Annotated in this window: 9 protein-coding genes and 10 tRNA genes; 1 reads left to right on the top strand and 18 read right to left on the bottom strand. The window is 45.2% G+C overall.

Annotated elements, in window-relative coordinates:
* The 16 genes from AB4274_RS10115 to pncC form a co-directional block, all read right to left on the bottom strand.
* Complete coding sequence (locus AB4274_RS10115) at positions 1-258, bottom strand: oxaloacetate decarboxylase subunit gamma (protein ID WP_004741884.1); 258 nt, start codon at positions 256-258, stop codon at positions 1-3.
* Between the two features lie 375 nt (positions 259-633).
* Positions 634-710 (bottom strand) — tRNA-Arg (locus AB4274_RS10110).
* Positions 711-791: 81 nt separating this feature from the next.
* Positions 792-868, bottom strand: a tRNA-Arg gene (locus AB4274_RS10105).
* 57 nt (positions 869-925) lie between these two features.
* Positions 926-1,002 (bottom strand) — tRNA-Arg (locus AB4274_RS10100).
* Between the two features lie 58 nt (positions 1,003-1,060).
* Positions 1,061-1,137, bottom strand: a tRNA-Arg gene (locus AB4274_RS10095).
* A gap of 82 nt (positions 1,138-1,219) precedes the next feature.
* Positions 1,220-1,296 (bottom strand) — tRNA-Arg (locus AB4274_RS10090).
* Positions 1,297-1,376: 80 nt separating this feature from the next.
* Positions 1,377-1,453 (bottom strand) — tRNA-Arg (locus AB4274_RS10085).
* A 67-nt stretch (positions 1,454-1,520) separates the two neighbouring features.
* Positions 1,521-1,597, bottom strand: a tRNA-Arg gene (locus AB4274_RS10080).
* Between the two features lie 89 nt (positions 1,598-1,686).
* A tRNA-Ser gene (locus AB4274_RS10075) sits at positions 1,687-1,779 on the bottom strand.
* Between the two features lie 44 nt (positions 1,780-1,823).
* A tRNA-Arg gene (locus AB4274_RS10070) sits at positions 1,824-1,900 on the bottom strand.
* A 43-nt stretch (positions 1,901-1,943) separates the two neighbouring features.
* A tRNA-Ser gene (locus AB4274_RS10065) sits at positions 1,944-2,036 on the bottom strand.
* A gap of 474 nt (positions 2,037-2,510) precedes the next feature.
* On the bottom strand, positions 2,511-2,708 hold the full coding sequence (gene csrA, locus AB4274_RS10060) for a carbon storage regulator CsrA (RefSeq protein ID WP_004415691.1): 198 nt from the start codon (positions 2,706-2,708) through the stop codon (positions 2,511-2,513).
* A 92-nt stretch (positions 2,709-2,800) separates the two neighbouring features.
* On the bottom strand, positions 2,801-3,982 hold the full coding sequence (locus AB4274_RS10055; RefSeq protein ID WP_017063224.1) for an aspartate kinase: 1,182 nt from the start codon (positions 3,980-3,982) through the stop codon (positions 2,801-2,803).
* Between the two features lie 220 nt (positions 3,983-4,202).
* The gene (alaS, locus tag AB4274_RS10050) at positions 4,203-6,785 is read right to left on the bottom strand and encodes an alanine--tRNA ligase (RefSeq protein ID WP_017063223.1); all 2,583 of its coding nucleotides are present in this window, start codon (positions 6,783-6,785) and stop codon (positions 4,203-4,205) included.
* Between the two features lie 332 nt (positions 6,786-7,117).
* On the bottom strand, positions 7,118-8,158 hold the full coding sequence (recA, locus tag AB4274_RS10045; RefSeq protein WP_017056586.1) for a recombinase RecA: 1,041 nt from the start codon (positions 8,156-8,158) through the stop codon (positions 7,118-7,120).
* Between the two features lie 139 nt (positions 8,159-8,297).
* Positions 8,298-8,792, bottom strand: coding sequence for a nicotinamide-nucleotide amidase (gene pncC / locus AB4274_RS10040; RefSeq protein ID WP_029235458.1), 495 nt, complete (start codon positions 8,790-8,792; stop codon positions 8,298-8,300).
* Positions 8,793-8,916: 124 nt separating this feature from the next.
* Between pncC and mutS the strand changes: the two genes are divergently transcribed.
* Positions 8,917-11,478, top strand: coding sequence for a DNA mismatch repair protein MutS (gene mutS, locus AB4274_RS10035; protein WP_372111933.1), 2,562 nt, complete (start codon positions 8,917-8,919; stop codon positions 11,476-11,478).
* 133 nt (positions 11,479-11,611) lie between these two features.
* On the opposite strand, the gene rpoS is transcribed toward mutS, so the two are convergent.
* Positions 11,612-12,592, bottom strand: a complete 981-nt coding sequence (rpoS, locus tag AB4274_RS10030) for an RNA polymerase sigma factor RpoS (protein WP_017059027.1) — start codon at positions 12,590-12,592, stop codon at positions 11,612-11,614.
* 98 nt (positions 12,593-12,690) lie between these two features.
* Entirely contained in the window at positions 12,691-13,605 is a 915-nt protein-coding gene (nlpD, locus tag AB4274_RS10025) for a murein hydrolase activator NlpD (RefSeq protein ID WP_372111930.1), read from the bottom strand.
* Positions 13,606-13,628 lie beyond the last annotated feature (23 nt).

Raw genomic sequence — 13,628 nt, 5'->3', positions numbered from 1 at the left:
CTACTTAGCAGTAGACGCACGGTATTGATGAACCGCGGCCGAAATTGCTGCCACTACCTGTGGACTAACAGCTGAAGGGTTTGATTGTGATTTTTGAATTTTTTTAGGTGCTGCGATCGGCTCTGGTACTTCTTCTGGTACCAGTTTTGACATCAACCGAACGAGGTAAACTAGAATAGTTAGAAAAATAAAGACAACGGACATCCCCGTTATCATTAGAGTCGCCGCATCTCCTAGCAGGCTTCCAATATTAGTCATGTTGCTTCCTTTCTTCGTCATCCTGACATACGTACAGGATTTCAGCGAATAGTGATCCCGACCCATGGATTATCTCGATTGGTAAAAGTTTGTCAATTTTGTTTAAGGTTCTGTTACGGATAACGCACACATAAGGTTAATTATTCGCCTATCAGATCACATAAATCTGTCAAATACGTCATTTTTAGATATTTAAACTGTGACTTAAACGGGGCTTTTCTGGGAATTGATATGAGAAAGGTGGAATAACAAAGAAGCAATCAAGAACTACTTTAAATACAACAAGTTAAACAACTAACAAATTTAACATTGTCGCAACAAATTTGCAGCAGACATAAAAAAAGCCTCGTATAAACGAGGCTTTTTTTAATAATGTGGCGCGCTCTGGAGGATTCGAACCTCCGACCGCCTGGTTCGTAGCCAGGTACTCTATCCAGCTGAGCTAAGAGCGCACGGTTTTAATATCAATTCATTGTTACTAACAAGAGATCAATATAAGGATTTCATTCTTATAAGAAAAAAGCCCTAAATAGTGGCGCGTCCTGGAGGATTCGAACCTCCGACCGCCTGGTTCGTAGCCAGGTACTCTATCCAGCTGAGCTAAGGACGCACGGTTTTCGATATCAGTATTTCCAATATCAGGAGTTCACAAGGAAACCCTAAAGAGTGGCGCGTCCTGGAGGATTCGAACCTCCGACCGCCTGGTTCGTAGCCAGGTACTCTATCCAGCTGAGCTAAGGACGCGCAGTTTTCGATATCGGTATTCCCAATATCAGGGGTTCATAAAAGAAACCCTAAATAGTGGCGCGCTCTGGAGGATTCGAACCTCCGACCGCCTGGTTCGTAGCCAGGTACTCTATCCAGCTGAGCTAAGAGCGCACGGTTTTAGTATCAATTCGTTGTAAACAACAACAACTCAATACAAGGATTTCTGTTCTTATAAGAAAGAAGCCCTAAATAGTGGCGCGTCCTGGAGGATTCGAACCTCCGACCGCCTGGTTCGTAGCCAGGTACTCTATCCAGCTGAGCTAAGGACGCACGGTTTTTGATATTAATTCTCGACGAACGATTTATCAATATCAGGATTCACATTCTTATAAGAACTAAACCCTAAATAGTGGCGCGCTCTGGAGGATTCGAACCTCCGACCGCCTGGTTCGTAGCCAGGTACTCTATCCAGCTGAGCTAAGAGCGCACGGTTTTAGTATCAACTTAGTCAATACAAGGACTTTCATTCTTAAAAGAAATAAACCCTTAAATAGTGGCGCGTCCTGGAGGATTCGAACCTCCGACCGCCTGGTTCGTAGCCAGGTACTCTATCCAGCTGAGCTAAGGACGCACGGTGTTCATTCATTAAGAATGAAGTTGTGAAATATATCACATTCTTCTTGCTACGAAGAAAAAAAAAGGCCATCGGCCTGTAATGAATGGCGGTGAGGGAGGGATTCGAACCCTCGATGCAGCTACAAACCACATACTCCCTTAGCAGGGGAGCGCCTTCGGCCACTCGGCCACCTCACCTAATTCATTATTCTCAAATCACTTACAAGTAAGAGAAGAGAGAATGGCGCGTCCTGGAGGATTCGAACCTCCGACCGCCTGGTTCGTAGCCAGGTACTCTATCCAGCTGAGCTAAGGACGCACATTTACATTGTCTAAATTGCTAATTTTAGACTCGCAAGAAATGGCGGTGAGGGAGGGATTCGAACCCTCGATGCAGCTACAAACCACATACTCCCTTAGCAGGGGAGCGCCTTCGGCCTCTCGGCCACCTCACCGTCTTGCGGAGGCACATATTACGTTTTACCGAAAATATGTCAAACACTTTATTGAAAAAAATTGGACAAAAACACTCAACCGTTTGCTATTTAATCAAAGCGCTTGCAAATTGAACTTATAAGATTCAAATCGCGCTTTTTCCCTTAAAAATTAAGGTGAAAGATTGGCAATAATAAACAGCCGAAAACAATTATCTAATTTCTCCAGCAGCAAGTGCTACTGCTGATGGCACAATACTACGGGATGCGTATTTTCGCCATAGGGGAAGCGAATAAATCTTGAGTTTTGCCAAACAAAATACAGAGCAACAGTTCTGTTCAACCTTGTCTGTATCTCGCAGCATCACAAAGCATTCACTTCACCACTTTGAGACCGATCCGTTATCCAACCCATCTATGTCCCAATCAGTGTTTCGGTTCCCCAAGATCAAAAAAGGCTAGCAACAATGCTAGCCTCTTCTCTACGCAAAAGTATTAGTAGTTGCCAGATGCAACGTTACCATTACCTTTTTCAGCTTGAATGCGCATGTAGATCTCTTCACGGTGAACAGATACTTCTTTAGGTGCGTTAACACCGATACGTACTTGGTTACCTTTAACGCCTAGTACAGTAACTGTTACTTCATCACCAATCATCAGTGTTTCGCCAACGCGGCGAGTCAAAATTAGCATTCTTTGCTCCTTGAGTAATCTCTAAATTTATCTAGCTACGAGAGCATTATCCAACAAAAGTTATATTTTCGTAAACTATCGATTGAGTTTATTTAACCAAAATGCACTTCTTTTTTAGGATAACCCTGTGTTTCACGCGCTACGATGTATGCATTGTGTAATATGTTAGCAGCCATATCGACTTGCGTTGGTGATATCACCAAAGTTAAAGACTGCTGCTGCAATAAGTGATGCTGTACATCAATTTCGCCTTCAGACAACAATCCATGTGAACTGACCACAATTTCTTGTGTTCGGCTTCCTACCACAGTTAACAAACTAACCTGTTCACTATTACGGATTTTCTCAGCAAAAACTAGTTTTAATTTGGCACTTATGTCTTGTTTAATAATGAGTGCTGCCCGTTCTGTTTCCTCGATCACACTACAGACTTCGATCCCCAACAGTTGGCAATGTGAAATGAAAGACGGTAAATCTTCATTCAAACACTCGATACGCACCATATCTCTTTGGATGGCGATGCCAGCAATATCATTCAAACACTGATTACCCGCGATCAATGTGCCTTCGCCTTGTTCAAAGCTTGAAAGCACTCGCAATGACACGTTGTGCTGCCATGCATACTGAACACAAGGAAGGTGCAATACCTTAGCGCCTCGGCGAGCCATCTCTTCCATAGAAGGAAAGTCTAAAGTATCTAATTTCTGAGATTGTTTTACGACTCTAGGGTCACAAGAGTAAACACCATCTACATCAGTATAGATCTGGCATTCTTTCGCCTGCAAGGCACCTGCAAGCGCGACCGCTGTAGTATCTGAACCACCGCGGCCTAATGTCGTGATATCACCTTTCGCATTGAATCCTTGAAAGCCTGCAACAATAACAATCTGGTTGTCATCTAGCAGAGCTTGAATCGGAGCAGTATCAATACGCTCAATCGCTGCATTATTATGATTAGAATCCGTGTGTATCTTGGCTTGATAGCCAGTCATCGATGTCGCTTCATAACCTAACTTGTGTAACGTCATTGCTAACAAGGCCATGGAAACTTGCTCGCCAGCCGTTAACAACACATCCAGTTCTCTAGCGTTTGGTACGCTATCAACTTGCGTGGCTAAATTAACTAACCGATTTGTTTCACCAGACATAGCAGAAACGACAACCACGATCTGGTTCCCTTCATTTTTCGCTTCAATGATTTTTTCTGCTACATGATGGATTCGTTCAATTGAACCCACCGACGTTCCACCAAATTTCTGCACGATAAGAGGCATTTTCACCCGTCCTCACCTTCCCAAGACCAATGTCTATATATGACAAAAAAACACACACTCCGCGTCAGGGCGAAGCAATAAAAAATTAACCAAGGAGTCTAACGCCACCATTAGACTTCTTGGTTAATCTCAATCAAACCTTGTTTAAACACACTTCCAATAGGCAAAATAAAAGATGCCCAATCAACTGATTGGGCATCTTTGTATCAATTACTTAAGCTTAAAGACGCTCTTCTAGCCAAGTACGCACAGATTTAAGCGCTTCTGGCAGTGCTGCAACGTCTGTACCGCCCGCTTGAGCCATATCTGGACGACCGCCGCCTTTACCGCCAACTTGCTCAGCAACCATCTTGACGAGATCACCCGCTTTTACTTTGCCGATTAGGTCTTTGGTTACACCAGCAATCAAGCCAACTTTACCGTCTGCTACGTTCGCGATCAGGATGATGCCGCTACCTACTTGGTTTTTAGCGTTATCAACCATAGTACGTAGGTTCTTGTTGTCTGCGCCTTCAATTGCAGCAACCAAAACTTTAGTACCAGAGATGTCTTCTACTTTGCCCATGATGTTTGCGCTTTCTGCAGCAGCCATCTTTTCTTTAAGCAGTTGGATTTCTTTCTCTAGCGATTTCGCTTTCTTAGCTGACTCAGCCAGTTTCTCTTCGTAAGCGTTAGCTTGAGCTTCTACTGCATCTAGTGCAGCTTCACCTGTTACCGCTTCAATACGACGAATACCCGCAGCAATACCACCTTCAGAAGTGATCTTGAATAGGCCGATATCACCTGTGTTTGAAGCGTGGATACCACCACAAAGTTCAGTAGAGAAGTCGCCCATAGATAGAACGCGAACTTCATCATCGTACTTCTCGCCAAACAGTGCCATTGCACCTTTTTCTTTCGCTGACTCGATGTCCATGATGTTCGTTTCAATCACATGGTTCTTACGAACTTGTGCGTTAACTAGACGCTCTACTTCTTTAATCTGTGCTGGTGTTACCGCTTCAAGGTTAGAGAAGTCAAAACGTAGGTTGTCTGGCTTAACTAAAGAACCTTTCTGAGCAACGTGCTCACCTAGCACTTCGCGCAATGCAGAGTGAAGTAAGTGAGTGGCAGAGTGGTTTAGTGAGATAGCAGCTCGACGCTCAGCGTCAACCGTTGCTTCTACTTTATCGCCCTTAGCAAATACACCTTCAACTAGCTCACCGTGGTGCGCAAATGCGTTACCTAGCTTCTGAGTGTCTTGTACTTTGAAAAGACCCGACGCTGTTTTTAGTGTACCAGCATCACCACATTGACCGCCTGACTCAGCGTAGAATGGTGTCTCTTCAAGGATGATGATTGCTTTGTCGCCAGCCGATAGTGAAGCAACCTCTTCGCCGTCAACGAATAGCGCAGAGATTTCACCAGCACCTTCAGTTGCTGTGTAACCACAGAACTCAGTGTTGGTGTCTACTTTGATTGTCGCGTTGTAATCCGTGCCGAATTGGCCTGCTTCACGTGCACGCTTACGCTGTGCTTCCATCGCCTTCTCAAAGCCTTCTTCATCGATAGTAAAATCGCGTTCGCGAGCTACATCGTTAGTAAGGTCAGCTGGGAAGCCGTATGTATCGTAAAGTTTGAAAACTGTTTCGCCGTCAAGCTCTTTGCCTTCAAGTGCATCTAGTGCGTCATTAAGAATAACCATGCCGCGCTCTAGCGTACGACCAAAGTTCTCTTCCTCAATGCGAAGTACTTTTTCAACCAGCTCTTGCTGTTTCTTAAGTTCATCTGCCGCAGAGCCCATCACTTCAGCCAGTACGCCCACAAGTTTGTGGAAGAACACGCCTTGTGCGCCAAGCTTGTTACCGTGACGAACTGCACGACGGATGATACGACGTAGAACGTAGCCACGACCTTCGTTTGAAGGCATAACACCGTCAGCAATTAGGAATGAACAAGAACGGATGTGGTCAGCAATAACGCGTAGCGATTGGTTAGATAGATCGTCATGACCAACAACTTCCGCAGTCGCTTTGATTAGCTTTTGGAATACATCAATTTCGTAGTTAGAGTGAACGCCCTGCATGATTGCAGAAATACGCTCAATACCCATACCTGTATCTACAGCAGGCTTAGGTAGCGGTTCCATTGTGCCGTCAGCGTGACGGTTGAACTGCATGAATACGTTGTTCCAGATCTCGATGAAACGGTCACCATCTTCTTCAGGTGTACCAGGACGGCCGCCCCAGATGTGCTCACCGTGATCGTAGAAGATTTCAGTACATGGACCACAAGGACCTGTGTCACCCATCGTCCAGAAGTTATCAGACTCGAACTGTTTACCGCCTTCTTTGTCGCCAATGCGAACGATACGGTCAGCAGGAACACCTACTTTCTTGTTCCAGATATCGAATGCTTCATCATCTGTCTCGTATACCGTTACCAGTAGACGATCTTTTGGCAGTTGAAGAGTTTCAGTCAGGAATTCCCAAGCAAATCCAATCGCTTCTTCTTTGAAGTAGTCGCCAAAGCTGAAGTTGCCTAGCATTTCGAAGAACGTGTGGTGACGAGCCGTGAAACCTACGTTTTCAAGGTCATTGTGTTTACCACCCGCACGTACACAACGCTGAGCCGTAGTTGCTCGAGTGTAGGCACGCTTTTCGGCGCCTAAGAAGCAATCTTTGAATTGGTTCATACCTGCGTTAGTGAATAGCAGGGTTGGATCGTTATGTGGAACTAACGATGAACTGTCTACGATTTGGTGTTCTTTGCTCTCAAAGAACTTAAGGAACGCGTTGCGAACCTCATCAGTGCTCATGTACATGCAGCTCTTCCTGAAAATAGTCGAGTTAGAATTTTGCCGTATTGTAGATCATGGTTAAGGCTTCGACTAGTTTTCTTGTAGAAAAGACACCCTTGGGCAGGATTTTAGTGGGAATTCGATAAAATGAAGAATATTCCACTATATCTTGCCGTGGAAAAGCAGAACTAAATTGACGACCTAGTACCGAAGAAACTCAGTCAACGAGAGAGATTTGACCAAAGACATGCTCGACGGAGCAGATCCAATAAAAAAGCCCCGCATAAAATATGCGAGGCTTTAAATTCTTTCAAAGCGGATGCTTCTTTCAAACATCCACTCTATAAAACGTGAGCTTATAGCTCTTCGTTTTCTTCTTCTTTCTCTACGTCTTTCTCTTCAAGAACAGCAGGAGTCAGTAGTAACTCACGAAGTTTAGTATCGATCTCTAGAGCAACTTCTGGGTTTTCACGTAGGTATTTACCAGCGTTAGCTTTACCTTGGCCGATCTTATCGCCTTTGTAGCTGTACCAAGCGCCTGCTTTTTCTACTAGCTTATTCTTAACACCTAAGTCGATAAGCTCACCTTCGCGGTTGAAGCCTTTACCGTAAAGGATTTGAGTCTCAGCTTGTTTGAATGGTGCAGCAATCTTGTTCTTAACGACCTTGATACGAGTTTCGTTACCAACAACTTCATCACCATCTTTAATCGCACCAGTACGGCGAATATCAAGACGAACAGATGCGTAGAACTTAAGTGCGTTACCACCTGTTGTTGTTTCTGGGTTACCGAACATCACACCAATTTTCATACGAATTTGGTTAATGAAGATAGCCATACAGTTAGACTGCTTAAGGTTACCCGTCAGCTTACGCATTGCTTGAGAAAGCATACGAGCCTGAAGACCCATGTGGCTGTCGCCCATTTCGCCTTCGATTTCTGCTTTTGGTGTTAGGGCTGCTACTGAGTCAATAACAAGAACGTCGATTGCACCTGAACGAGCCAGTGCATCACAGATTTCCAGCGCTTGCTCACCAGTATCTGGTTGAGAAACAAGAAGTGCATCGATATCAACACCAAGCTTTTGAGCGTAGATAGGGTCTAGTGCGTGCTCCGCATCAACGAATGCACACGTCTTTCCCACTTTCTGTGCTGCAGCAATAAGCTCAAGCGTTAGCGTTGTTTTACCTGATGATTCTGGACCGTAAACTTCTACGATACGTCCCATCGGTAGGCCACCAGCACCTAGTGCGATATCTAGAGATAGAGAACCTGTAGAAATAGTTTCTACGTCCATTGTGCGGTTATCACCAAGACGCATGATAGAACCTTTACCAAATTGCTTTTCAATCTGACCAAGGGCTGCGGCTAACGCTTTTTGTTTATTCTCGTCCATTTCTATCTCCACATAATCGGTTGTCTCAACAAGCGATCTAGAATCTATTTCTAACCCACATAGGGGTGACTAATTGGCTTTCATTATACTGTTGATTCATACAGTGTCTATACCTGTATGAAAATAATTTGTACAAATGTTACTTACCTTCCATTGATAGGTAATCATAAATAACTTGCAGGGCATGGTGCGTGGCTTGTTGGCGTACTTGTGATCTGTCGCCTGTAAATACATGCGTTTCTACTTTATCCCAGCCATTTAGCGCTTTCCACGCGAAGCATACTGTACCAACAGGCTTATCTTCGGTCGCGCCACCTGGGCCAGCGATGCCACTAATTGATACAGAGATCGTCCCGTTTGAATGTTGCAATGCCCCGCTCGCCATTTCTATTACGACAGGCTCACTCACGGCGCCGAACTCCATTAAGGTTTTAAGCTGTACACCGATCATCTCTTGTTTGGCTTCATTGCTGTACGTAACAAAAGCGCGATCAAACCATCCAGAGCTGCCCGCAATATCGGTGACTGCACTCGCGACACCTCCGCCAGTGCAAGATTCAGCCGTCACTAACACGTGTTTGTGTTTAGCGAGTAAATGTCCAAGCTGCTCACTAAGGTCTTGAGTCATCTGCATCATCTGCTTCCCTTTATTTACTGTCATATCATTTGGATTCGCATCTTTTCGCATCAGCCGCTTTTCGCACGAAACGCTTTCACGTATCCTAAGCCGCAATAGAAATAAACGAAAGAAGTTAACTGTGAAAGCCGATCAAAAACATACTCCCATGATGCAGCAGTATCTAAAACTGAAAGCAGAAAACCCAGAAATTCTGCTGTTCTACCGCATGGGCGATTTCTACGAGCTTTTCTACGATGACGCTAAAAAAGCCTCTCAACTCCTCGATATTTCACTGACTAAGCGTGGCTCATCAAATGGTGAACCGATTCCGATGGCAGGTGTTCCATACCATGCGGTTGAAGGATACCTTGCAAAGTTAGTGCAACTTGGTGAGTCCGTAGCAATTTGTGAACAGATTGGTAATCCAGCACTTTCAAAAGGCCCTGTTGAGCGCGCAGTAGTGCGTATCGTGACACCGGGTACCGTAACCGACGAAGCCTTGCTTTCTGAACGCGTTGATAACCTAATTGCAGCCATTTATCACCACAACGGTAAATTCGGTTATGCGACACTTGATATTACCTCTGGCCGATTCCAACTTTGCGAGCCAGAAACAGAAGAAGCGATGGCCGCTGAGCTACAAAGAACCTCTCCGCGTGAGCTGCTGTTCCCTGAAGATTTCGAACCCGTCGATTTAATGGCAAGCCGTAACGGCAATCGCCGTCGTCCAGTTTGGGAATTCGAACTAGATACCGCCAAGCAGCAGCTGAACCAACAATTTGGAACTCGCGACCTTGTCGGTTTTGGCGTTGAAGGTGCCAAGCTTGGCCTTTGTGCAGCTGGCTGTCTTATCCAATACGTGAAAGACACGCAGCGAACTGCTCTTCCGCACATCCGTTCACTGACCATGGATAAGCAAGATCACTCAGTGATCCTCGATGCTGCGACTCGCCGCAACCTAGAGATCACGCAAAACCTTGGCGGTGGCACAGATAACACCCTTGCTGAAGTGCTTGATCACACCGCTACGGCAATGGGCAGTCGTATGCTTAAACGTTGGTTACATCAACCAATGCGCAATATCTCTGCACTTGATCAACGCCTAGATGCGATTGGTGAAATGAAAGATTTAGCTCTATTCACAGAGCTACAACCGACCTTAAAACAGATTGGTGATATCGAGCGTATTCTGGCTCGTCTTGCACTTCGTTCTGCTCGCCCACGTGATATGGCACGCCTTCGTCAAGCAATGGAATACTTACCAGAGCTTGCTGAAACACTGACTCAGCTTAAACACCCATACCTAACTCAACTTGCTCAGTACGCGTCTCCTGTAGACGAAGTTTCAGAACTGCTTGAACGTGCAATCAAAGAGAACCCGCCCGTGGTTATCCGTGACGGCGGTGTGATTGCGGAAGGCTACAACGCCGAGCTAGATGAATGGCGTGACCTTGCTGCAGGTGCAACCGAGTTTCTGGATAAGCTTGAGCAAGAAGAGCGTGAACGTCATGGCATCGACACACTAAAAGTTGGTTACAACAACGTACACGGTTTCTTCATTCAAGTGAGCCGCGGACAAAGCCACCTTGTGCCGCCACATTATGTTCGTCGCCAAACGCTGAAGAATGCTGAACGTTACATTATTCCTGAGCTGAAAGAGCACGAAGACAAAGTACTTAACTCAAAGTCGAAAGCACTCGCTATCGAGAAGCAGTTGTGGGAAGAGTTGTTTGATTTGCTACTGCCATATCTAGAACGACTACAAAACATCGCTTCTTCAGTATCTCAACTTGATGTACTACAGAACTTAGCTGAGCGTGCAGATACTCTTGATTACTGTCGCCCAACTATGACAGAAGCAGCGGGTGTACAGATCCAAGCGGGTCGTCACCCAGTAGTAGAACAAGTGATGGACGAACCTTTCATCGCCAACCCTATCGACCTAAACGACAAGCGTAAAATGCTGATCATCACAGGTCCAAACATGGGTGGTAAATCGACTTACATGCGCCAAACTGCACTTATCGCATTGATGGCTCATATCGGTTGTTATGTGCCAGCAGAAAGCGCGACGATTGGCTCTATCGACCGTATCTTTACTCGTATTGGTGCATCGGATGATCTGGCTTCTGGTCGTTCAACCTTCATGGTTGAAATGACAGAGACCGCTAATATTCTGCACAATGCAACACCAAACAGCCTTGTGCTAATGGACGAAATTGGCCGTGGTACCAGTACTTACGATGGCCTGTCTCTGGCTTGGGCAAGTGCAGAGTGGCTAGCCAATCAAATCAATGCGATGACACTGTTTGCAACGCACTACTTTGAGCTAACTGAACTACCTAACCAACTTCCAACTTTAGCAAACGTACACTTAGATGCGGTTGAGCATGGTGATAGCATTGCCTTTATGCACGCAGTTCAAGAAGGTGCTGCAAGTAAATCTTATGGTCTAGCGGTTGCAGGTTTAGCTGGCGTACCGAAAGCAGTGATCAAGAATGCTCGTGCGAAGCTGACTCAGTTAGAAGCGTTAAGTATGGAGTCGCCAACATCGAAGCCAAGCGGTGTCGATATCGCAAACCAACTGAGCCTGATCCCTGAACCGAGTGAAGTGGAGCAAGCACTAGCGAATGTTGATCCTGATGATCTAACACCTCGCCAAGCATTAGAAGAACTCTACCGCTTGAAGAAACTACTCTAGTTTAAGAAGTACTCTAGTTTAAATAGCTAAGCGCTGTGGTTCTTAGCTGAAGTAAAAGCCAAACCAGAAGCTAAAACTAAAAAACGCTGACATGAGGTCAGCGTTTTTTTATGTCGATATCGTGGAATATCGTTTAGTCGTTTTCAACGTTGAACAAGTTTTCCATGTTCAGACCTTGCTTGATAAGAATCTCACGTAGACGGCGAAGACCTTCAACTTGGATTTGGCGAACTCGCTCACGAGTTAGGCTGATTTCACGGCCAACTTCTTCTAGCGTTGACGGCTCATAGCCTAATAGTCCAAATCGACGTGCAAGCACTTCTTTCTGCTTCGGATTCAGTTCATCAAGCCAGAATATCAGTGAGTTCTTGATATCGCTATCTTGAGTTGAAACCTCAGGATCTGAATTATTGATGTCTGGAATAATATCCAACAGTGCTTTCTCACCGTCACCACCAATTGGCGTATCTACAGAGCTCACTCTTTCGTTTAGACGAAGCATCTTACTCACATCACCAACTGGCTTGTCTAGCTTAGAAGCAATTTCTTCCGCCGTTGGTTCATGATCAAGTTTTTGTGATAGCTCTCTTGCGGTACGCAGATAGATGTTCAGCTCTTTCACAACATGGATTGGCAAACGGATAGTGCGAGTCTGATTCATTAACGCACGTTCAATGGTTTGACGAATCCACCATGTCGCGTAAGTTGAGAAGCGGAAGCCACGCTCTGGATCAAACTTCTCTACGGCGCGAATTAAACCTAGGTTGCCTTCTTCGATTAGATCGAGAAGTGCAAGGCCGCGGTTGCTATAACGACGTGAAATTTTTACCACCAAACGCAGGTTACTTTCGATCATGCGTTTACGTGCTGCTTCATCACCGCGTAGAGCTCGACGTGCGTATAGCACTTCTTCTTCAGCGGTTAGTAGTGGTGAGAAACCGATTTCGCCTAAGTAGAGTTGAGTGGCATCTAAACTTTTAGACGTAACTTCAACTTCTTCTTTTGCTTCGGTTTTCTTAGTGACTGTTCGTTTTGCTTTTCCAAGAGCTTCCGGTTCCGTGGTTGCTTGGTCAAGATCGAACTCTTCTTTGGTTACTGCATTGCTTATACTCATAACGCCTCCCCCTGGCGAAATTAGCATGACATTACAACTTCATATGTCGCTAAATGACTATGTCACTCCATACAATACGTAATTTTTGCATATTGTATTTAAGGTAAATATCGTTTTGGATTAACGGATTTACCTTGGTAACGAATCTCAAAGTGCAGCCTAACACTGCTGGCTCCAGAGCTTCCCATTGTTGCAATCTTCTGCCCTGGTTTCACACTTTGCCCTTCAGATACTAATAGTCGGTCGTTGTGCGCGTATGCACTTAAGTAATTATCATTGTGCTTCACAATCACTAGATTGCCGTAGCCTCGTAGTGCATTACCCGAATAAACAACCGTTCCCCCTGCAGTAGATACTATTGGCTGACCTCGCTGTCCTGCTATGTCTATGCCTTTATTTCCTTGTTCGCCTACAGAGAAATTCTCGATTACTCTCCCTTTAGTTGGCCATAACCATTTGGATACTTTATCACTTGTTGGTTTGGTGGACGGTGTAACATTCTGTTTACCTTTAGAACCAACATACTCCTTTGATTTGGATTGTTCAACCTTCTTTGGTGGATCTTTTTTCACCACTTTGGTGGTAGTTTGAGCTGGAGCCGGTTTAGAGTTTTTGCTCTTTTGTGGTGTGGTTTTCGGTTTACTTGCCGTAGATGACGTTGTGGATGCGGCGACAGGCGCAGCAACTGCTGCTGCCGCTACCGTTGACTTACCATACGCTGGCGCGTTGTAGCTAGGACGCCATAACTTAAGCTTCTGCCCTGGGTGGATAGTGTAAGGAGCAGACAACTTGTTATAACCGATGAGGTCTTTAACGTCTTTATTGGTGACATAAGCAATGAAGTAAAGGGTATCGCCTTTTTTAACTTCATAGTAACTGCCACGATAACTACCACGATCAATCGATGAGTAATTCTTGTTTAGGTTTGAAACGGGCGCAGGCGAATTCGCTGCACACCCAACAAGGGCACAGCTAAGCAGTAAAGTACTTCCTTTTAACAACTTCGAACGCATCGACTCTCTATCCACCTACACCA

The organism is Vibrio sp. 10N.261.55.A10 (assembly GCF_041470825.1).
Classification (GTDB): domain Bacteria; phylum Pseudomonadota; class Gammaproteobacteria; order Enterobacterales; family Vibrionaceae; genus Vibrio; species Vibrio crassostreae_C.
This window is presented reverse-complemented; position numbering and strand designations above follow the sequence as displayed.

What these genes read in the sequence shown, in the direction of transcription:
- AB4274_RS10115 (WP_004741884.1), bottom strand. Translation starts at nt 258, where the DNA reads ATGACTAATATTGGAAGCCTGCTAGGAGATGCGGCGACTCTAATGATA.
- csrA (WP_004415691.1), bottom strand. Translation starts at nt 2,708, where the DNA reads ATGCTAATTTTGACTCGCCGCGTTGGCGAAACACTGATGATTGGTGAT.
- AB4274_RS10055 (WP_017063224.1), bottom strand. Translation starts at nt 3,982, where the DNA reads ATGCCTCTTATCGTGCAGAAATTTGGTGGAACGTCGGTGGGTTCAATT.
- alaS (WP_017063223.1), bottom strand. Translation starts at nt 6,785, where the DNA reads ATGTACATGAGCACTGATGAGGTTCGCAACGCGTTCCTTAAGTTCTTT.
- recA (WP_017056586.1), bottom strand. Translation starts at nt 8,158, where the DNA reads ATGGACGAGAATAAACAAAAAGCGTTAGCCGCAGCCCTTGGTCAGATT.
- pncC (WP_029235458.1), bottom strand. Translation starts at nt 8,792, where the DNA reads ATGCAGATGACTCAAGACCTTAGTGAGCAGCTTGGACATTTACTCGCT.
- rpoS (WP_017059027.1), bottom strand. Translation starts at nt 12,592, where the DNA reads ATGAGTATAAGCAATGCAGTAACCAAAGAAGAGTTCGATCTTGACCAA.
- nlpD (WP_372111930.1), bottom strand. Translation starts at nt 13,605, where the DNA reads ATGCGTTCGAAGTTGTTAAAAGGAAGTACTTTACTGCTTAGCTGTGCC.